This is a genomic window from Arthrobacter sp. StoSoilB5, from assembly GCF_019977235.1.
GTDB lineage: Bacteria > Actinomycetota > Actinomycetes > Actinomycetales > Micrococcaceae > Arthrobacter.
Genome location: NZ_AP024646.1, coordinates 302,935 through 320,746 on the forward strand (window position 1 = coordinate 302,935; position 17,812 = coordinate 320,746).

General features: G+C 62.7%; 18 protein-coding genes and 1 pseudogene. 7 read left to right on the forward strand and 12 right to left on the reverse strand.

What is annotated here, in order from left to right; translation table 11 throughout:
* Window positions 1–85: 85 nt before the first annotated feature.
* Genes LDN75_RS01485 through LDN75_RS01495 form a run of 3 tightly spaced genes read left to right on the forward strand, consistent with a single transcriptional unit; the run spans window position 86 to window position 4,220 of the window.
* Complete coding sequence (locus LDN75_RS01485; protein WP_223935434.1) at window positions 86–1,087, forward strand: LacI family DNA-binding transcriptional regulator; 1,002 nt, start codon at window positions 86–88, stop codon at window positions 1,085–1,087.
* 8 nt (window positions 1,088–1,095) lie between these two features.
* Window positions 1,096–1,827, forward strand: a complete 732-nt coding sequence (locus tag LDN75_RS01490; RefSeq protein WP_223935435.1) for a beta-phosphoglucomutase family hydrolase — start codon at window positions 1,096–1,098, stop codon at window positions 1,825–1,827.
* Window positions 1,828–1,856: 29 nt separating this feature from the next.
* The gene (locus LDN75_RS01495; protein ID WP_223935436.1) at window positions 1,857–4,220 is read left to right on the forward strand and encodes a glycosyl hydrolase family 65 protein; all 2,364 of its coding nucleotides are present in this window, start codon (window positions 1,857–1,859) and stop codon (window positions 4,218–4,220) included.
* A 72-nt stretch (window positions 4,221–4,292) separates the two neighbouring features.
* Here LDN75_RS01495 and LDN75_RS01500 read toward each other — a convergent pair whose 3' ends face one another.
* Together LDN75_RS01500 and LDN75_RS01505 are read right to left on the reverse strand one after the other, a co-directional pair.
* Complete coding sequence (locus LDN75_RS01500; protein ID WP_223935437.1) at window positions 4,293–4,493, reverse strand: hypothetical protein; 201 nt, start codon at window positions 4,491–4,493, stop codon at window positions 4,293–4,295.
* Window positions 4,493–4,864, reverse strand: coding sequence for a hypothetical protein (locus LDN75_RS01505; protein WP_223935438.1), 372 nt, complete (start codon window positions 4,862–4,864; stop codon window positions 4,493–4,495). The genes LDN75_RS01500 and LDN75_RS01505 overlap by 1 nt, the downstream gene beginning before the upstream one ends.
* Window positions 4,865–5,181: 317 nt before the next feature.
* Here LDN75_RS01505 and LDN75_RS01510 point away from each other — a divergent pair.
* Window positions 5,182–5,430: pseudogene (locus LDN75_RS01510) on the forward strand (hypothetical protein); the annotation flags it as partial.
* 27 nt (window positions 5,431–5,457) lie between these two features.
* On the opposite strand, the gene LDN75_RS01515 reads toward LDN75_RS01510, so the two are convergent.
* The gene (locus tag LDN75_RS01515; protein ID WP_223935439.1) at window positions 5,458–6,948 is read right to left on the reverse strand and encodes an HNH endonuclease; all 1,491 of its coding nucleotides are present in this window, start codon (window positions 6,946–6,948) and stop codon (window positions 5,458–5,460) included.
* Window positions 6,949–7,111: 163 nt separating this feature from the next.
* Here LDN75_RS01515 and LDN75_RS01520 point away from each other — a divergent pair, with 163 nt between their 5' ends.
* Complete coding sequence (locus LDN75_RS01520; RefSeq protein WP_223935440.1) at window positions 7,112–7,654, forward strand: MarR family transcriptional regulator; 543 nt, start codon at window positions 7,112–7,114, stop codon at window positions 7,652–7,654.
* On the opposite strand, the gene LDN75_RS01525 is transcribed toward LDN75_RS01520, so the two are convergent.
* The 6 genes from LDN75_RS01525 to idi are packed head-to-tail and all read right to left on the reverse strand — an operon-like array spanning window position 7,649 to window position 13,469.
* Window positions 7,649–8,848, reverse strand: coding sequence for a prenyltransferase (locus LDN75_RS01525; RefSeq protein WP_223935441.1), 1,200 nt, complete (start codon window positions 8,846–8,848; stop codon window positions 7,649–7,651). The genes LDN75_RS01520 and LDN75_RS01525 overlap by 6 nt on opposite strands.
* Window positions 8,845–9,189 (reverse strand): lycopene cyclase domain-containing protein, encoded by a 345-nt coding sequence (locus LDN75_RS01530; protein WP_223935442.1) that lies wholly within the window; start codon window positions 9,187–9,189, stop codon window positions 8,845–8,847. Before LDN75_RS01530 ends, LDN75_RS01525 begins: the two co-directional genes overlap by 4 nt.
* The gene (gene crtI / locus LDN75_RS01535) at window positions 9,189–10,865 is read right to left on the reverse strand and encodes a phytoene desaturase family protein (protein WP_223937453.1); all 1,677 of its coding nucleotides are present in this window, start codon (window positions 10,863–10,865) and stop codon (window positions 9,189–9,191) included. The genes LDN75_RS01530 and crtI overlap by 1 nt, the downstream gene beginning before the upstream one ends.
* A gap of 11 nt (window positions 10,866–10,876) precedes the next feature.
* Window positions 10,877–11,782, reverse strand: a complete 906-nt coding sequence (locus LDN75_RS01540) for a squalene/phytoene synthase family protein (protein WP_223935443.1) — start codon at window positions 11,780–11,782, stop codon at window positions 10,877–10,879.
* Window positions 11,779–12,924, reverse strand: a complete 1,146-nt coding sequence (locus tag LDN75_RS01545; protein WP_223935444.1) for a polyprenyl synthetase family protein — start codon at window positions 12,922–12,924, stop codon at window positions 11,779–11,781. The genes LDN75_RS01540 and LDN75_RS01545 overlap by 4 nt, the downstream gene beginning before the upstream one ends.
* Complete coding sequence (gene idi, locus LDN75_RS01550; protein WP_223935445.1) at window positions 12,921–13,469, reverse strand: isopentenyl-diphosphate Delta-isomerase; 549 nt, start codon at window positions 13,467–13,469, stop codon at window positions 12,921–12,923. Before idi ends, LDN75_RS01545 begins: the two co-directional genes overlap by 4 nt.
* A 120-nt stretch (window positions 13,470–13,589) precedes the next feature.
* Here idi and LDN75_RS01555 point away from each other — a divergent pair, with 120 nt between their 5' ends.
* Window positions 13,590–14,147 carry a MarR family transcriptional regulator gene (locus LDN75_RS01555; RefSeq protein ID WP_223935446.1) on the forward strand — a complete coding sequence of 186 codons (558 nt, stop codon included), beginning with the start codon at window positions 13,590–13,592 and terminating at the stop codon, window positions 14,145–14,147.
* Between the two features lie 2 nt (window positions 14,148–14,149).
* Here LDN75_RS01555 and LDN75_RS01560 read toward each other — a convergent pair whose 3' ends face one another.
* A complete protein-coding gene (locus LDN75_RS01560; protein WP_223935447.1) occupies window positions 14,150–14,965 on the reverse strand; it encodes a CPBP family intramembrane glutamic endopeptidase in 816 nt (271 codons plus the stop codon).
* Between the two features lie 171 nt (window positions 14,966–15,136).
* Here LDN75_RS01560 and LDN75_RS01565 point away from each other — a divergent pair, with 171 nt between their 5' ends.
* Complete coding sequence (locus LDN75_RS01565) at window positions 15,137–16,243, forward strand: EAL domain-containing protein (protein WP_223935448.1); 1,107 nt, start codon at window positions 15,137–15,139, stop codon at window positions 16,241–16,243.
* 3 nt (window positions 16,244–16,246) lie between these two features.
* On the opposite strand, the gene LDN75_RS01570 is transcribed toward LDN75_RS01565, so the two are convergent.
* Window positions 16,247–17,131, reverse strand: a complete 885-nt coding sequence (locus LDN75_RS01570) for an SGNH/GDSL hydrolase family protein (RefSeq protein WP_223935449.1) — start codon at window positions 17,129–17,131, stop codon at window positions 16,247–16,249.
* Between the two features lie 168 nt (window positions 17,132–17,299).
* On the reverse strand, window positions 17,300–17,761 hold the full coding sequence (locus tag LDN75_RS01575; RefSeq protein WP_223935450.1) for a hypothetical protein: 462 nt from the start codon (window positions 17,759–17,761) through the stop codon (window positions 17,300–17,302).
* Window positions 17,762–17,812: the final 51 nt, after the last annotated feature.

A 17,812-nucleotide genomic window follows, 5' to 3' on the forward strand; every position in this document is an offset into this window, starting at 1 on the left:
TGTCCCGGGGCCCAGGGCCGTTACCCCAAGGTGTAATCGAGTATGGAAAGGGTTGAGGCCGTGTTGCATGGTTAGGACTCACAGGGTGACAATCCAGGACGTTGCAGTCCTCTCCGGCTTGTCCATTTGTACGGTGTCCAGGGCTCTGAGGAATCTCCCCAACGTTTCCGAAAAGGCTCAACGGCAAGTGGCGGAAGCCGCAAACAAGCTGGGCTACAAAGCCTCGGCTGCAGCATCAAGACTGGCCGGCGGCAGCACGGGTTCCGTGGCCATCGTCGCCCCCACCGCCACAGCGTGGTTCTTCGCACAGGCCGTGGAGGCAGCAGAAGAGGTCTTCGGCGACAGCGGTTACGACACCATCCTTATCAGCCTTCGCAACAAGACCAGCGTCCGTAAGCAAGTCTTCGGCGACCTTGAACGTCTGGCACAAAGGGTGGATGGGCTGCTGTTGCTCAATGTCGACCTCGACCCCGCCGAAGTGGAAGCGTTGGAAGCATCCGGGTTGGCAATTGCCAGCGTGGGCATGCGGAATGTTCCGTGGGACAATGTTGGTATCGATGACGAGCACGCAGCCTGGCAGGCCACCCAACACCTGCTGGGGCTGGGCCATTGGGACTTGGCCGTTCTCTCGAGCAATGAACACCCCGTTGTGACTGAGACCCCACGGTTCCACGGCTTCAGGCGTGCACTGGATGAACACCACCTCACCGTCCACCCGGACCTTGTAGTGGCTGCTGGGCCAAGCATCGACGACGGCCGCCGGGCAATGACCGAACTCATCACCCGCGGCGTACGGCCCACTGCAGTGTTCGCCCATTGTGATGAGGCTGCGTTCGGCGCTCTTATGGCGCTGCGGGAACATGGCATGTCCGTGCCCAAAAACGTTTCCGTGATCGGAATCGATGACCATCCCATGAGCTGGTTCCTGGGACTGAGCACCGTGGCGCAACCCGTTGCCGACCAGGGTGCCTTCGCCGCGAACCTGCTGTGCGAACGACTTTTGAATACAGATCCCCCCAACCCACCCTCCAATCACTTGCTCGATACCAAGCTCATCGAACGCAATACCACGCGCCACAAGCGCTGAACGGAACTATGCACATGACTGATCTTCGTAATGCCTGGACTGGCGCTTCGGCGCTCTTGTTCGACCTCGACGGCGTGCTGACGCCCACCGCCGTGGTGCATGAGCAGGCCTGGCAGGAACTGTTCGATGGTTACCTCGCTGAGGCCGGCCACCCCCAGAGCTACCAGGAGAGCGACTACTTCGACCACATCGACGGCAAGCCGCGCTTCGATGGCGTCCGGGACTTCCTGACTTCCCGTGGCATCACGCTGCCGGAAGGGCCCACGGACGACGCCCCCACAAATGAAACCGTGCAAGGCCTGGGAAACCGCAAGAACGCCATCTTCAACGAGATCGTGGACACCCGCGGCGTCGAGCCCTTCGCCGGCTCGGTCAAGTTCATCAACGCCGCGCTGGAGCTGGGACTCAAGGTCGCCGTCGTGTCCTCCTCACGCAACGCCCCCGCTGTACTGAAGGCAGCCGGACTCGACCACCACTTCACAGTTGTGGTCGATGGTCAGGTAGCTGCCGCCGTCGGGCTCCCAGGCAAGCCGGACCCCGCCACGTTCACATACGCTGCGTCCCTGCTGGACGTCCCCACCCAGGAATGCATTGTGGTGGAAGACGCCGTTTCCGGCGTGCAGGCCGGCAGTGCCGGCAACTTCCAGGCCGTCATTGGCGTTGACCGCGGTGCTGGCCGCCAAACACTGCTCGACGCCGGCGCCACGCTGGTGGTCGACGACCTCAACGATCTTCTCTGACCCAACTTTTCGAAGGACCTCTTTAGCCCATGGCACTCATCAGCTCTGATCGGCTGCGCTTTCCCTGCGAGCCCTGGAAGCTCGTGGAAAGTATCCACGTCCCCGGTGACGAGGGAACCCTGGAAACGCTGTTCGCCCTTGGCAACGGCCACCTCGGCATCCGTGGCGCCCATTCCACACGCGGCGACGGCGAACTTCCCGGCACGTTCATCAACGGCTTCCACGAGATCTGGGACATCAAGCACGCCGAGAATGCTTATGGTTTCGCACGGACTGGCCAGCGGATTGTGTATGTTCCGGACGCCAACAACTTCACGGTATCAATCGACGGCGAGGCCCTCAGCCTGGCCGAATCCACAGTGCTGGATTATCACCGGAGCGTGGACTTCTCCACAGGCGTCTACGAGGAAACCACCACGTGGGCGTGCCGCTCAGGCGCTACTGTCACAACGGTAGAGCGCCGGGCCGTTGGTTTCGATTCCCGCGGATGTCTTGGCCTGGAACTGTCTGTGAGCGCTGACCGTGACGTGTCCGCGGACATCATCTCCGGCGTCGTAAACCGCCAGGACCAGCCTGTGGAGGACCACTCGGTCCACGACCCCCGCCGATCCGGCCGGCACGCCGGCCGTGTCCTGTTGCCGCTTCACCTCCAAGGCGCCGATGGCTCCCTGCGGCTGGCATGGGAGACCTCAGAATCGCGCCAGCGCATCGCCATGGCAGTTGATCACTGGATCTCCGCCGAAGGCCAGCCCTTTGAGACTGTTGTGGCAGAGGATGAATCGTCTGTTCGCTACGTCCTGGCCATCAACGCCGGCGAAGCGTTCCGTCTGGAGAAGACGGTCAGTTACGTCGTGGCAGGGCGTACCCTGACAGCCGATGACGATGGCGGTGAGAGCCTGGCCGCGGAAGCCGAAGCCAACCTGCTGCCGTTCTCCGAAATCCTCGCGCAGAGCCAGGCGCACTACAGCCAGTACTGGACCACCGCGGATGTCTCGATCGGGGGACAGCCCGAACTTCAGCAAGCCGTGCGTTGGGCGCTTTTCCAGTTGGCGCAGGCAACGGCACGGGCCGGCGTTGCCGGTATCCCTGCGAAGGGCGTGAGCGGCTCCGGCTATGAGGGCCACTACTTCTGGGACCAGGAGGTCTACCTCCTCCCGTACCTGACGTACACCAACCCCGTCGGTGCCCGGAAAGTGCTCGAATCACGGCACGCCATGCTTCCGGATGCGCGTGTCCGCGCCAAGGAACTCAGCGTGGACGGCGCGCTGTTCCCGTGGCGCACCATCAATGGCCTGGAGGCGAGTGCCTACTATGCCGCAGGAACCGCCCAGTTCCACATCGCCGCAGCCATCGCGTTTGCCGCCAACCGCTACGAATGGGCCAGCGGCGACGCCAGCTTCCGTGCCGACATCGGCGCCGAGCTGCTGATTGAGACCGCGCGCATGTGGGCTTCCCTGGGCTTCTTCGGCAAAGACGGAATGTTCCACATCCACGGCGTCACCGGTCCGGATGAATACACCGCCGTGGTCAACGACAACCTCTACACCAACGTCATGGCCCGGTTTAACCTCCGCGCCGCGGCTGCGCTGGAACACGCGGGCATCGCCGAAACCGAGCGCATGGTGTGGCGCCAAGCTGCCGAGCGCATGTCCCTGCCGTACGATCCCCACCTGGAGGTGTTCAGCCAGGACAACGACTTCATGACCTTGGAGCCGTGGGATTGGAATACGCCCAAGTCCAAGTATCCGCTGCTGCTGAACTTCCACCCCCTGGTGATCTACCGGCACCAAGTCCTCAAACAGGCCGATACCGTGCTGGCAATGTTCCTCCAGTGGCAGGATTTCTCGGCTGAGGAAAAGCAGCGTGCCTTCGACTTCTACGATCCCATCACCACCGGAGACTCCACCCTGTCCGCCTGCGTGCAAGGCATCATGGCCGCCGAGGTTGGGTATGGCGACGTCGCGCTGAAGCACTTCACCGAGGCACTGTTCATTGACCTGGACAACTCACACGGCAACACGATCGACGGCGTCCACATCGCCTCCACCGGCGGCATTTGGAGTTCGTTGGTCTGCGGCTTCGCCGGAATGCGCGATCAGGGCGAGGTACTGCGCTTCGATCCGCGGCTGCCCGGCGAGTGGGAAGGCCTCTCCTTCCGGCTCAAGGTCTGTGGTCGCCTGTTGTCCGTGGATCTCGCGCAAGGATCCATCGGGCTGGCACTCGTGACCGGATCGGGTTACAGCGATGAGCCGCTACCCGTCCGGGTTCGGGATCACGACGTCACCGTCGGCGCGGACACCGTCACGGTGCCGCTCGAGACGGTGCCCGTCCCACCGCCGTCGATCTTTCCCAGCGTCTTCCCGACGGCGGGACTCCCCATCGTGCGGGCCTGAACGGCTCGGCGACTTGGACTAGCTGGATGCACTAGCGGTTGTTCCCGGCCCCGGGAGCGACCGCTAGTGCGTTCAGCGGCGCGAGGGAAACGCAGACGTGTGGTCCTCAATGAGGCCACTCGCTGCGATCTCCCTGAGCGTGTAGATGGCCTTGGCCGCTGCACCTTTATCCCTGTAGGTGACGGTGAGCGCGAGTTCGGTCCCGTCGTCGTCGACCAGGCGCACCCGGCAGTCGCCCCCAATGGCGTCAAAGACTTCAAAATGCCCGGCCATTAGGCGGCGCCTGGCTGCATTATGTCGGCTGCCTGCGTGTTGGCCGCCGTCGAATGACCCGATGAACGACGCCGATCCAACTCGTTGTTGATGAGCTCAAGCAGCGCTTGGGCAGGCTCGGACAAATGGTGTGTGTCGGCTGAGCCCAGCTGGTCGCAATGGATGAGGACGTGGCGGATGCGTTCAAGTTCGCGGGACGGAACCAAAGGCCAGCGGTGAAACAGTTGCCGTACGGCTATCGCTCCGAGGAGCGCGTCAGGTTTGTTGGGCGCAACATGGTGTCCTGCTGCTCTTCTTCGAGCGACAGCAGCCGCGGAAGATGCGACTCCATGGGCGAGAAGGATCTCGGATTTGAGGGAATTCGGGGCCATGCGGACCTCCCGAAATAGATCAAGGGAAGCCGGCTGCGTGACTTTCAATCAAGCTTACAGAATGTGAGTTATGTCATGTCAATCATTACGTGATCTGGAATGGGTGCCACAGCTTCGTTCTCTCCCACCCGGACACGGGGGAACAGTGGAAGTGAGCGAATCCGGGTATCTCCTGGTGGACACCTATGACGTGCTTCACCAGCACGTCATCTCGCATCACGTGCGATTCGGTCCGGACCTGGCGGACGGGCGGGATGCGCGGATCGATCGGACACCGCACCGATACATTTGGCCGAGCGAGCTGGACCTCATGAACCGCCGCCAGCGAAGCAGCCTCGAAGGTAGCCACGGCTGCAGCCGCGGAAGTCAACAAGCAAATCTGTGCCGTGGTCCAGGACGGATTGGTCAGCGTTGAGGACAAGCAGGTGCTCGGTGGGTTGGTCACTGCTGCCCGCACAGCCGGTGTTCCCGCTGAAATCACGACTCCGCTCAACCAGCTTGCTGAGCCTGGAGACGAGGTCCCGGCTGAGTCGGTCCAAGCCTTGAAGAAAGCTTGTTCGGCATAACCCTGGTACCCGGGATTCGATCAGGTGTCAGTTGTAGTGGTCTCGATGCAGCAAAACGTTCTCCAACAGATGCCCCTCCATGGAAAACCCGGTTAATGGTGAAGACGCCGAAGACCGTGAAGACGGTGGAGGTGTAGATGCTGGGGCGCGAGTGTGCCCTGGCAGGGGTGGGGCTTTGGATTGGTATGTGTGTCCCGTGGGGGTGCTGACTTCCAGTTGATGTCGGCTGCCGCTGATTGTTTTTGCGCTCCAGCCGGGGTTTTCTTTGGTTTGGTTGCAGGCTTCGCAGAGCCCGGCGCCGTTTTCCAGGCTGGTGGGTCCGCCGTCGTGCCAGGTAATGACGTGGTCGATGTGGCGGATGGGTGCGTCGCAGTAGGGGGTGCGGCAGGTGTCGTCGCGGGTTTCGATGAATCGTCTGAGCCGCGGCGGGAAGAGTCGTGCTTTGGAGTCCATGGCCAGCAGTTCGCCGCTGGCGGGGGAGGTGTAGAGCCGGCGGAGCAGGACTTTGAACTCCTCACGGGCTGATGATTCCGGACCGGCCGTGGATTCCGGACCGGCCTCCGCGTTCTCATCTGACCCGGATTTTCCTTTGGCGAGGAGGGTTCTTGCCCATTCTGCGGGGACGATTCCGTAGCCTTGGAGCCGTGCGGGTTCGGCATCGCCTTGGAAGAGCGTGCGGTCCGTCATCACCAGTTGGACGTCAACGCCGGTGATGCCGCCGGGTGTGCCGGTGAGGCGGTCGATGAGGGTGTCGGCCATGAGCTGGCCGCGGGTGCGGGTGTCACCGCCGGATCGGGCCGAGTCCGCGTGCCGTGTGAGCGCGGTGTAGGCGGCGACGCCTTGGCCGACGGGCAGCAGTGCGGTGAGGATGGTCATGGTGTCCGGCGCCGGGCGAAGGCTGACGTGCCGTTCGGTTGCGGCGCGGGCCCCGCGCTGGGTGATGGATCGGGGATCCCGGCGGTAGGCGGCGGCTTTCGCGGCGGCGATGATCGCCCGATCTCCGGCGCCCTCGAAGGTTCCGGTATCGGGGGCGAGCTCCTCATCCACCGCGCAGCGGTCTTCGGCGGACAGGCAGGCTGTTTCCTTCACGAGCAGGGTGGCCCGCCATTCGTTGAGCTGCCCGGATTCCAGGGCTGCCATGGTGCGGGGCATCTCCGTGACGAGGGCCTTCGCCAATCCGAGGAGACGCGATCCGCGGTTGGGCGATTCGCGCCGGGCCAACGCGAGCTGCGCAGCGACACCCTGGCCCTGCTCCGATACGGGCACCCCGGCAGCCGCTTGTTCATGGCGCTGGGCCAGGTCAAACGCCACCGACGCTTTCGCCTGCAAGGCTGCGATGGCGGATTTCGCGTTTTCCAGGCCCCTTATCTGGTCGATTAGACCGGCGCTGTCCGCGCTGACGCGAAAAGAGCCCAACACGGCGAGCAACGCCCCAACCGCCGAGCCACCAGGCACAGGAATAGGACCAGCCGCAGCGGAAGCCACCGTAACTGTTTGCCCGTCCCGAATCCGCTCCATACCCACACTCTGCCAGCACGTACAGACTTTCTTCGCGCACAAAAGTACCTATGTGGAAAACCCGCGATGTCTTGTGTGGAGGCACGTAAATGCGTTCGCCCAGCACCCTGACTTAGTATCAGAAGCTAGGGAAACAAGCTTCACGCTTATCGAAGGATCAGGGATGGATGCAAACGGCCACGCGAAGGGCTATTGGTACGGCAAGGACCCTGGACAGAAAGCCCTTGCCGTTGATGTTCTGAACGCCCTGCGGGATTATCGCGTCTCGGAACAGGCCATGCGTCGGAGGACCCGTTCTGCCATGGGCATGGGCGAAAAGGACCTGCTGGCCTTGCGGTACCTTTTCGAAGCCGAAGCCGCGGGCAAAGTGATGAAGCCAAAGGACCTGGGCGATCGGTTGGGCATAACGTCGGCGTCAATGACCACGCTGATCGATCGCCTGGTGGACTCGGGCCACATCCGGCGGGAACCGCACCCTACCGATCGCCGGGCCTTGATTCTGCGCCCCACCCCCGGATCGGATCAGGAAGTCCGGCACACTCTGGGTGGAATGCACCGCCGCATTTTGGACGTTGCCAGTGCCCTGAGCCCGGAAGAAGCACGGGTGGTGATGGACTTCTTGCAGAACATGCGCGAGGCCGTGGACACCATCGACGACGACCCAACCGGCGAACAACCAAAGGATGCGGAACCTAACCCTTCATGACGTCAGGTTCCACTGCAGGATCAGTATCAGCGTGACCAGGAATCCCGATCCGTAGTTGAGCCAGATGAATCGGCGCCATGCAACGTTGGTGCGTGCCGCCGTCGTATCCGTGACGTTCCACCAGGGCGCGCAATTGGCGATATATGGGACGGCGATCACCGCTGCGAGCGGCCCCGGCCAGGGCGTGGCCAGCATGGCGAGACCCGCCACCAGCCAAAGCACGACGGCGAGTCGCACCGTTCGCCGGGCACCGAAGACTGTCGCTATTGAAGCGATGTGGGCCTGCCGATCCGGCTCAATGTCCTGCACTGCTCCAAAAGCGTGCGCCGCCATGCCCCACATGAAAAATGCGGCGAGCAGGATGACCAGCCCCGGCGTCGCGTCGGCGCCCGCCAGCGTCAACGCCACGACGGCGGGACTCACGAAGTGCGTACTCGACGTCAGCGAGTCCAAGACAGGGCGTTCCTTGAAACGGAGTCCTGCTACAGAGTAGGCAACCACGGCGAAGGCACTCACCCCGAGGCTCAGCCAGGTCGCAGGGCTACCCGCCAATGCCAACACCACAAGGAATGGCACATTGGTAATGGTCGCGAGCCACAGTATGGGGCGGTGCAGTCCGGGCCGGAGCAGGGCACCTTCGATGCCGCCCTTGCGTGGGTTTTGAAGGTCCGACGCGTAGTCGAACACATCGTTGATGCCGTACATCGCCAGGTTGTAGGGGATAAGGAAGTAAAGCGTTCCCACCACCAAGACCCAGTCCACCTCGCGGGTGGTCAGGAACATGGCTGCCGCGAAAGGATAGGCCGTGTTGATCCAACTGACGGGGCGTGAGGCGACTACTGCTTGATGGGCGAGACCTTTGCGGCCCCTGTCCCGGCCTGCTTCCGGCCCCCGCGTCAACCACACCCAGAGCCCGGGAAGTGCCAGCACGCCAGCCAGGGGATAGGCGAAGTCCTCCACGGGTGCGAGCCCGATTTTCAGGCCCAAAATGTGTGAGGCGTCGTAGTGGAAGAGTTCCATCGCGATCATGACGGAGTCGAACGCAGCAGTCAGCACGGCCAGGCCCCCGAAGGAAAGCCCAACTGCTTTCCAGTGATGACTGTTTTCGCCGGAGCTGGTACTTCTGCGGGCAAAGGCTACGCCCGCGACGGCGGCGACAGTGACGAATGCGAGCGAGAGCCACAGGTACGTCATGCGTTCTCCCTCTCACGCGGCCTCGCAGGTCTACTCGAAAGAAACCGCCGTGCCCCCGTATAGAGCACCATGGTGCACAGCACTAGAAAGAGCAGGAAAACAGGCTCCTCAATGGGCAATTGCGGTCCAAGCATCATCCCCGTGGCGATCGCACCCTCGCCACGCAGGAAGATCCCCAGGCCGATACCAGCCAAGTCCCAGCCGAGCAGGAACAAAACCCCGACGCCGGTCACCGTCACTGCAGCTTTGGCGTCACGCCAGAAGAACAAGGTGAACCGATGGTCGAGCAGCAGCATGCACACAATGCCGGCCAGCAGCGCGGCCAGATAAACAATGCCCATTAGCCCAACCTGCTGTTGGTGCGCTTCAGCGGGCTGGAGTCGATGACGGAAGGCCCGGCACTGTGATCCCCGCGAATCCGTTTCAGTACCAGTTCTGCGCTAATGAGGCACATCGGCACGCCTACGCCAGGTGCCGTGGTCGCGCCGGCATAGAACAGCCCCCTCACCCGCTTGGAGGCGTTCTGGGCGCGGAACATCGCGCTCTGTCGCAGGGTGTGCGCAGGGCCGAGCATGCCCCCGTTCCACGAGTTGTAGTCGCGGGAGAAGTCGCCGGGGCCGATCGTTTGCCGGACCACGATTCGCCCGCGGAGATCCGGAACGTTGGCCCATTCCGCGATCTGGTCGATGGCGGCGTCGGCAGTCTTCTCAATCAGGGAGTCGCCAGTGCCGTCCGGGCCGCCTGATCCGATTGCCGGGTCCGCAGGGAGGGGGATGAGCACAAAGAGGTTCTCATGGTCCCGCGGGGCGACATCCGGGTCGGTGGCGCTGGGTTTGCAGACGTAGATCGAAGCAGGGTCCGGGATACCGGGCTGATCCCCGAAGATCGACGCGAAGTTTGCCTGCCAGTCCTTGGTGAAGAACAACGAGTGGTGCGGGAGTTCCGGCAGCCGCCCCTTCACTCCGAGCATCACCAGCACGGCACCGGGGCCGCTGGTTCGGCGCTGCCACCATGTACCGGGATAGCTCTGGTCCTCAGCGGCCAAGAGGGTGGTTTCGGTATGGTGCAGATCCGCGCCGGAAACCACGACGTCGGCCACGCTGAAATGCTGCCTATCCCCAGAGCCGTGCTTCTCCCGCCACCGGACACCCGTCACCTCCCGCTTTGCGGTGCCAGGCAAACGACGACGGCGGCCCAAACCGCCCAGATGGCCCTTGCCGCCCGGGAGGGCTGCTTCGCGCGTGGTGATCTGGAGGACCTCAGCGCCGGTCTGGATCCGTACACCGGCGTCAACTGCCAAGGCTTCAAGGCGCTCGACGAGTTGCCGGAAGCCGCCCATGGGGTACTGGACCCCATCGCCAAGATCCAGTGCGCTCATCAGGTGATACATCGCAGGCGCGTTGGCAGGATCTGTGCCGAGGAAGACGGCTGGGTAGCCCAGAACCTGCCGCAGCACCGGATGTTGAAAGCGCTGGGAGACAAACGTCTCCAGGGGAGTGAGCAGGAGGCGGGCCAGGTCCGGCAGGCCGCGCAGGATCTCGGGCTGGATGAGCGATTGAAGCTTGGTGAAGGGGTTGTAAAGGAAGAAGCGTTCAGCCATATCGGACGTGTGCCTTGCCGAGGCCAGGTAGGCCGCGAGGCGCGCTGCGCTGCCCGGCTCAACCTGCTCGAATGCCCGCATGACCTGTTCGCTGCCCAGCGGGACGGTGAGCGGATCCGGCCGGCCGCCGTCGTGGTTTGGTTCGCTGAAGACGCGGTAAGCGGGACTGAGCGTTCGAAGATCGAGCTGTTCTGCGGTGCTGGTTCCGAGCAGCTCGAAAAAGTGGTCGAAGACGCCCGGCATCAGGTACCAGGAAGGTCCTGTGTCGAAACGGAAACCGTTCCGCTCCAACGTTCCGGCTCGGCCTCCGACGCGGTCGAGTCGCTCCAGAAGTTGTACCTCATGGCCTTCGTGCGCCAGGAGCGCTGCGGTGGCAAGCCCAGCGATGCCACCGCCGATCACCACTGTCCGTATCATTCGGGGGCGGCTCATCCGCGGGGCTCCAGCCAGGTGGCCGCGACTGCGCGGGCGGCCAGTCCCGCCTTGAAGACATCGGGAACGCGAACACGGGAATGGTACAGCTCGTCAACGGTTGTCTGCTCGATGCGGCGGGTCAGGGCAGCGAACAGCGCGAGCGCACTTCTGACCGCGGCCCGGGCGTCATGCGGAAGGAGGGGAATGACGGCCTTGGCATCGTCCAACTGGGACCGGATTGTCTTCACCCATTCCACGCGATCCTGGTCCTCGAGGTGATCGGCTGTGCCCAGGTAGTTGCGGCCCAACCGGTCAGTGTCATCGGAGAGGTCGCGCAGAAAGTTGATGTTCTGGAAAGCAGCGCCCAACCTGCTGGCGCCGTACCGCAAGGCCGCGGCGTCGCCGTCGTCGATGTTCTGACCTCGCATGAAGACGCAAAGGCACATCAGCCCAACCACTTCCGCGGATCCGTAAACGTAGCCCTGGTGTGCCTCGGCATCAAACCGGAGCGGAGCGCCCTGACGGGCCCCGCGCTCGCCGAGGTCCATGCGCATGGAGGCAAAAAAGGGGTCTGTCAGGGACTCATCTATGCCTGCGGTTCGTGCCGTTTGGGCGAAGGCATGGATGATGAGGTCGCTGCTGTAGCCGATCTTGAGCGCGCGATGGGTCTCATCAATGAAGTGGTCCAAGGCGTCGTTCTGCTGCTGGTGGCTCAGGCCGGCTTCGGCAGTGACGCCATCCACGAGTTCGTCGGCCACCCGCACCAAAGCGTAAATATTGCGTACGTGCTGGCGGTGCCGGGGGCCGAGCAGCCGGGTCGCGAGACCGAACGACGTGGAATAGGCGGCGATGACCTGGTTGGCGGCGCGTTCGGCGGTCCGCGTGAAGTGCGTGAAGGACGTATCAATATCGATGCTCATGATTTCCGTCCTTCCAGTTGCGCGGCGAGATCGATCAAAACGGTGCGTGCGCTTTCCGGAATCTCTGCTGCATGGTTTCCCAGGATTTGGTGGAAGTCTGCCAATTGCTCTTGGACCAGGCCCTGAACGAAGGCCTCGGCGCCGCAGTCGGCAAGTTGGCGGCGTACGTATTGCGCTTCCGGGTCGCTGAGTTCGGGCCGGCCAAACCACGGTTCGATTTCCGGCCACGCGTTGGTCATCCGGGCATAAGCGATGATTGCTGTCTGCTTGCCCTCACGTAGATCGGAGAAGGGATCCTTGCCGTGCTGGCGGGGATCCCCGAACGTGGATAAGAAGTCGTCCTGGAGTTGGAAGGCCAGCCCAAGGTGGCGGCCCGCCGTCGCGAGCGCCGACTCAACGGAAGGTTCAGCGCCGGCGAGGGCGGCGGCTGCGCGAAGCGGAAGTTCGAAGGTATAGGTGGCGGTCTTATAGCCGCACATCATGAGGATTGTCTCAAGTTCGGGGGCGATGATGCCGTCGCCCAGGCCAACATCGAGTTGCTCTCCGGCAACCGTCTCATTGATGGTGTGCTCCAGGAGATCGAGGAGTCGGAAGCGTAGCGCCTGGGGAAGGTCCGCCCTTGCGAAAGATTGGTGCGTAGCCGCCAGCAGCATATTGCCCATCAGGATCCCACCTGTCCGGGCCCAGTGCAGTTTTGCTTGTTGGTTCTTGTCGTCTCCGCCCGGGAACCCTGCCTCGGTCAGGAGGGTCCCGATCAGGTTTGGCCTGCCGCGACGGACAAGGTCGCCGTCGATCACGTCGTCGTGGAGGAGGAAGGCATAGTGCAGGATCTCGACGGCGGCCGCGATGCCGATGGCGGTCTGCCGGTTTGAGGAGTGATGGTCTCTGCGTGTTTCAGGCTGTTGCAGGGCGTCGTACGTTTCCATGAGCAGCAACGGGCGCACAAATTTCCCGCCGAGCACATTTTCGCTGGCAATGGCCCAGAGCCTGGCGAAACCCGGGCCGTAAGGGGCGGCCGCGAGAGCCTTGCTGGACATGAGTCCGCCCAGTTCGTCCTCGATGGCGGAGCAGAGGTCACTCTTGCTGCGATCAGTCCTGCTACGCTCAGTGCTCCGGCGGGTGGCACTGGACATGACAGTCATGCCTGGGCTCCGAGCGCCAGGGCCTGAACCTCGATGAGCTGTGGAAACTGCAGTGCAAGCCATGGGCTGAAGACCGCGGGAGCGCGCTCCAGGGCTTCCGCAAGGAGTCCCGGAGTGACCCATGCGTAGTCAGCGACTTCGAATGGATTTGGCCTGAGCGGTCCCAGTATCCGTGCAACATAGACCGGGCAAATCTCATTCTCGACGATGCCCGAAGGATCCACCGCGCGGTAGCGGAAGCCAGGGAGGACCAGTTCGATCCGCCTGACGTCCACTCCGAGTTCGTGGCGGGCGCGCCGGAGAACCGCATCCTCTGGGTCCTCGCCCGGAGCCGGATGGCCGCAAAAGCTATTGGTCCACACACCTGGCCATGTCTTCTTCTCGGGGGACCGACGTGTCAGGAGCAGCTCACCAGCGTGGTTGAGCAGGTAGCAGGAAAAAGCGAGATGGAGCGGCGTCTCCTTGCTGTGGACCCCTGCTTTGTCCACCTCGCCGATGGGCCGGCCGGCGTCGTCGAGAAGGACGACCATTTCCGTCGCGTTCATTCCTGTGCCTTCCTTCGGACGCCTTCTACATTCAGGATCCATTTCAGGATCCACTCCAAGATAGCTAGACAAGCTAGCTAGAAGATTACCATGTAGGAAGATAGGTGTAACATACTCAGAATGAACAGCCCGGATGAAATCGAAGCCTCGGTTTCCACGGGCATGTACGACGTAAACGTCAACGATCCCCAGCATGAACTCGTGGACCGTGAAGGCCTATCGGACGCCGATGTTCAACAAATCAGTGAACTGATGAGCGCCCTTGGAAGGCTGCGTGATGCCGAAGATCGGCTGTCTGAGGCCTCGCTCAAATACATGAAGCTCAACCATTCAGACATGCGCGCCCTCCACTACCTGATAGTCAGTGCCAACAGTGGAGCCATCGCCACCCCCGGCGCCATTGCTGCGCACCTGCGCATTTCGACGGCGTCCACCACCAAGTTGCTCGACCGGTTGGAACGCGCGGGACACATCACGAGGCAAGCGCATCCCTCCGACAGGCGTGCCCTTGCCATTGCGATCACTCCTGACACTCACCAGGCGGCCATGCGGACCGTTGGCCGTCAGCAAGCCAGGCGCTTTCTGGCGGCAGCGCGCCTGAACGCAAGGGAACGGGAAACGGTGACGCGCTTCCTGGATGACATGGCCAGGGAGATTGCTCCTGGGGCCGGAACGTGAGCTCAATATAGGAAGATCGGTAACCAGTCACGGTTGTGCGCATGTACCAGGGCCAGGAAGAGGACAAAATCGAAGAGCAGATGCACTGACACCACGTAAGTGAAGGACTTCGTCAGCTTGAACGTATAGCCCTGCAGCAACGCGAACGGGAAGGTCAGCAGCGGCCCCCACGCCTGGTAGCCGATCTCCCACAGGAAGGACGAGAAGACCACAGCCTGCAGCAGGTTGGCCAGCCAGTCCGGGAAGTGTTGGCGCAACAGCGTGAACGTGGTGCAGATGAAGAACAGCTCGTCCCAAATTCCCACGGCGTTCACTCCAAGGAAGAGCCGCCAGAAAATAGTGGGGTCGGAGGCGTCCGGCCAGTTTTGGTAGACGCCGGTCCGGATCAGGTAAACGGGAAGGATGAAGTATCCAAGGGCTACGACGCCCACCAGGTATAGCTTCGCGGCCAGGGGCCATCTGCGGCCTGTGTTGACGGGAAACTTAATGATCTTTTCGCCATACAGGAAGCGGGATGCAAGCCACGGAACCAGCACGGCCAAAGCCAAGGCGCCACCCATGAGTGCCATGTGCTCGATGCCCAGGTCCGCGTTCAGCGGCACCAGGCTGATAATGGCCATTCCAGCACCGACCAACGCCAGATGCCGCATCAAGCCGTGGTCGATAAACGCAGCCGTGGCAATACTCGCCGCGAGGAGTGCGTAACCGGCTAAATCGTTTTCCAGCACGAAAAACGGCACCCCGGACACGGAGAGAAGCGCTGCTGGTAAAAGCTTCCAGGTGAGCGCGGTCCGGGATTCCAAGGAAGTCGACGTCACACCTCAAGCATGTCAGTGCTGGTGGCCGGACGACACGGTTTTCCCATACTGGGTCAAACCCCTAACTGGAACGGACGAATTCTCTGTAAGATTCGTGGCAGGACCCATGCTTTTCCGGGTCCAGGTCATGTCTGGCTTAGCCAGCGGGGGATACTCATAAAGGAATATTCAATGGCTCAAGAAACGGGCTCTTTTCCACCGAGCGGCGGTGCTGACCACCCATCAGCCGAGGGCGTCGAGGCGTCCCCGTCCGCCCAGGACATGACGATGCGCGAACAGGTGATGGACATCATCGATGCCATCCTCTCTGATTCGGATCCCAAGAGTGAAGGGGCCAGGAACAGTCTTCGCCGGCTGGTGGAAGCCCGTCCAGAGGATCCCGAGGGGGCGTTGCTGGAGCATCTGCTGGAAACCCGGAAGACGTCGGCATCAGAGCCCGCCGTTGCAGCGCAACGCGAGTCCTCGAGCGTCCACCTTGAGTCCTCGGACGCAGCGCGCACGGTGACGGTTCCCGTCAGCCAAGACGTTCGCGAAGACATCCAGGCGATCCTCGCGGACAAGCTTCTGCTCACGGCTTTCCAGCCCGTCCACGCCCTGCCCGATGGAAACGTGGTGGGCGTTGAGGCACTCACCCGGTTTGTCGGTGAGGACGGAGCGGGCGCGGACGTATGGTTCCGCGAGGCAGCGGAAGCGGGCCTGGGGACCGAACTGGAGATCGCTGCCCTTCACTGCGCGTTGACTGCGGCCAAAGATGTTCCCAACGACATGTACGTGGCGTTGAACCTCACTCCCGCGACGTCCCGCGACCCAAGGGTGCGGAACCTGCTCGCTGCTGCGTCACTGGCACCTGAACGGATCATCGTCGAACTGACCGGCAGCTTGGAAGCACTTGAAGGCCAAACGCGCGACGACGGACTTGGCCAGCTGCGCTCGCTGGGCCTGCGTGTCGCCGTCAGCGCTTCCGGGGCAGGCTTCGTTTCCATGGACCGGTTAAGCGAGTTGAGCCCGGACATCATCAAACTTGACCGCCATCTGATTGAAGGAATTGAGGGCAGCGAGGGGCAGCGGATCCGGGCCAGGGCAGTGGTGGAGCTAGCCCGCGAGGTTGGCGCTGCGGTGGTTGCGGAAGGCATCGAAACCCCAGCGGAACTCAAGGAAGTAACGGCACTGAAAGTCACCGCGGCCCAGGGGTATCTGCTCGGACGCCCCTCCGTTCACCCCTTGGACTGGTCCGCCTGGAGCATTCGCGCTCAAGCGGAAGCCCAACCCACGGGCTAGTTCCTAGGGTTCTGCGTCGTCGTGTGGGTTGGTTCCCACGTACGTCCCCGGCGGCATCCCAGCGCCGAAAACAGGTCCGGGATCCGGGCGCTTGGGGTGTCGGTTGTCTTCGGCCAGCCGCTGCGTGAGACGCCGAAGAACCCATGGCACCAAATGCTCCCGCGCCCACACGATGTCGTCCGTCCTCGCCTCCCGCCAAGTGCGGGGAGGCAGGGCTTTGGGAATCATTGGCTCCAGGGTGTGCGGGACGTTGAGCGTATCCAGCACCATCATGGCGATAGTGTGCTGGCCCAGTGGGGAGAAATGAAGCCGGTCCGGGTCCCACATCTGGGGGTTGGTGAGCTGGCGCAGCGCCCAGAGGTCGGCGATCACGGCGTCGTGGCGGGCAGCGATGATGCGCATGTTTTCGTTGAAGATGGCTACTTTGCCACGCGTATGTCCGAGCACCGGGGTTGCGCCCCAGTCCGGGCCCGCAAAAAGCAGTATGGTTGCGCCGGTGGCGGCCAGAATTTTCACGCCGGCGTCAAGTTCAAGGGCAAGCTTGTCGGGATCGCTCCTGTGGAAGAGAAGGTCGTTTCCCCCGGCATTGAGCGTGATCAGATCCGGCTGCAGGCCTAGGGCGGGGCCCACTTGCTCCTCCAGGATCTCGTGGAGCAGCCGTCCGCGTACTGCGAGGTTCGCATAGGCGAAGTCATGGTGCCCCGCGCTCAATTCTTCCGCAACCCTGTCAGCCCAGCCCCTCAGGCCGCCCGGGCTGCCGGGCTCCGGATCGCCTACCCCTTCGGTGAAAGAATCACCCAGGGCCACGTAGCGACTCCACGGGTGCAGGCGGGTCCCGAATGCGGCAGGACCACCCTGCGCCGGGAGATCGGCGCTGGTGGCGTTCATCCACCCATACTGCGCTCTCCCAAGGCGCAACGCCATGGGTTGTGTGCATTGGTAATAAGTATCCTTACCAATACTGCGGGAGGAATCCCACAAAACGACGCGGGCGAACGACGGCGGCCCGCACCAGAGGCGCGCATCCCTCGGATGGTGCGTACCGCCGTCGTTGGGTCAGAACCGGATGTGGACTGCGAAGCTGTCCTCCAGATGGCCTGTAAGGCGTGACGCGGCACTGCGGGCCGCTGTTGGGATATCGACGAAGCTCCGGGCGGTGGTGGTGAGTCCGGGGAAGTCGTCGAATGCCAATGTCAGCCGGCCATCAGCAGCGTGCTGGATGTGCACGGTGATGACCGTTTTTGGTGTTTCGGCCGGAAGGCCGGCCGTGGTGAGCGAGTAGTAGGGTGTGGTTCTCCCGCGGATGTCGGCAGGGACGTTGGCCCGGATGGATCCTTCTTCCTCAAGTTCGGAGAGGCGTGCCTTGACGGTGTCCTTGCAGGCTGTGACGCCGTCGGTGATATCCGAAACCTTGCTTGCGCCGTTGCGAGCGAGGTAATTGAGGATTTGGGTCCTGGTGAGTTGGGTCCGGGTCTTGTTGGTGGTTCGGGTGGGGGCGTTGATGGAAGTCGTTGTCATGGCCGTGTCCAAGGGGTCGACTTTTGAGTCATCATTTCCTATGGTCGGGCA

Bases quoted from the DNA above. Each gene is read 5' to 3' on its own strand.
- LDN75_RS01565 (WP_223935448.1), top strand. From the start codon at position 15,137: ATGGCTCAAGAAACGGGCTCTTTTCCACCGAGCGGCGGTGCTGACCAC.
- LDN75_RS01575 (WP_223935450.1), bottom strand. From the start codon at position 17,761: ATGACAACGACTTCCATCAACGCCCCCACCCGAACCACCAACAAGACC.
- LDN75_RS01525 (WP_223935441.1), bottom strand. From the start codon at position 8,848: ATGACGTACCTGTGGCTCTCGCTCGCATTCGTCACTGTCGCCGCCGTC.
- LDN75_RS01515 (WP_223935439.1), bottom strand. From the start codon at position 6,948: ATGGAGCGGATTCGGGACGGGCAAACAGTTACGGTGGCTTCCGCTGCG.
- LDN75_RS01545 (WP_223935444.1), bottom strand. From the start codon at position 12,924: ATGACTGTCATGTCCAGTGCCACCCGCCGGAGCACTGAGCGTAGCAGG.
- LDN75_RS01530 (WP_223935442.1), bottom strand. From the start codon at position 9,189: ATGGGCATTGTTTATCTGGCCGCGCTGCTGGCCGGCATTGTGTGCATG.
- LDN75_RS01520 (WP_223935440.1), top strand. From the start codon at position 7,112: ATGGATGCAAACGGCCACGCGAAGGGCTATTGGTACGGCAAGGACCCT.
- LDN75_RS01555 (WP_223935446.1), top strand. From the start codon at position 13,590: ATGAACAGCCCGGATGAAATCGAAGCCTCGGTTTCCACGGGCATGTAC.
- LDN75_RS01495 (WP_223935436.1), top strand. From the start codon at position 1,857: ATGGCACTCATCAGCTCTGATCGGCTGCGCTTTCCCTGCGAGCCCTGG.
- idi (WP_223935445.1), bottom strand. From the start codon at position 13,469: ATGAACGCGACGGAAATGGTCGTCCTTCTCGACGACGCCGGCCGGCCC.
- crtI (WP_223937453.1), bottom strand. From the start codon at position 10,865: ATGATACGGACAGTGGTGATCGGCGGTGGCATCGCTGGGCTTGCCACC.
- LDN75_RS01500 (WP_223935437.1), bottom strand. From the start codon at position 4,493: ATGGCCGGGCATTTTGAAGTCTTTGACGCCATTGGGGGCGACTGCCGG.
- LDN75_RS01570 (WP_223935449.1), bottom strand. From the start codon at position 17,131: ATGAACGCCACCAGCGCCGATCTCCCGGCGCAGGGTGGTCCTGCCGCA.
- LDN75_RS01540 (WP_223935443.1), bottom strand. From the start codon at position 11,782: ATGAGCATCGATATTGATACGTCCTTCACGCACTTCACGCGGACCGCC.
- LDN75_RS01505 (WP_223935438.1), bottom strand. From the start codon at position 4,864: ATGGCCCCGAATTCCCTCAAATCCGAGATCCTTCTCGCCCATGGAGTC.
- LDN75_RS01490 (WP_223935435.1), top strand. From the start codon at position 1,096: ATGCACATGACTGATCTTCGTAATGCCTGGACTGGCGCTTCGGCGCTC.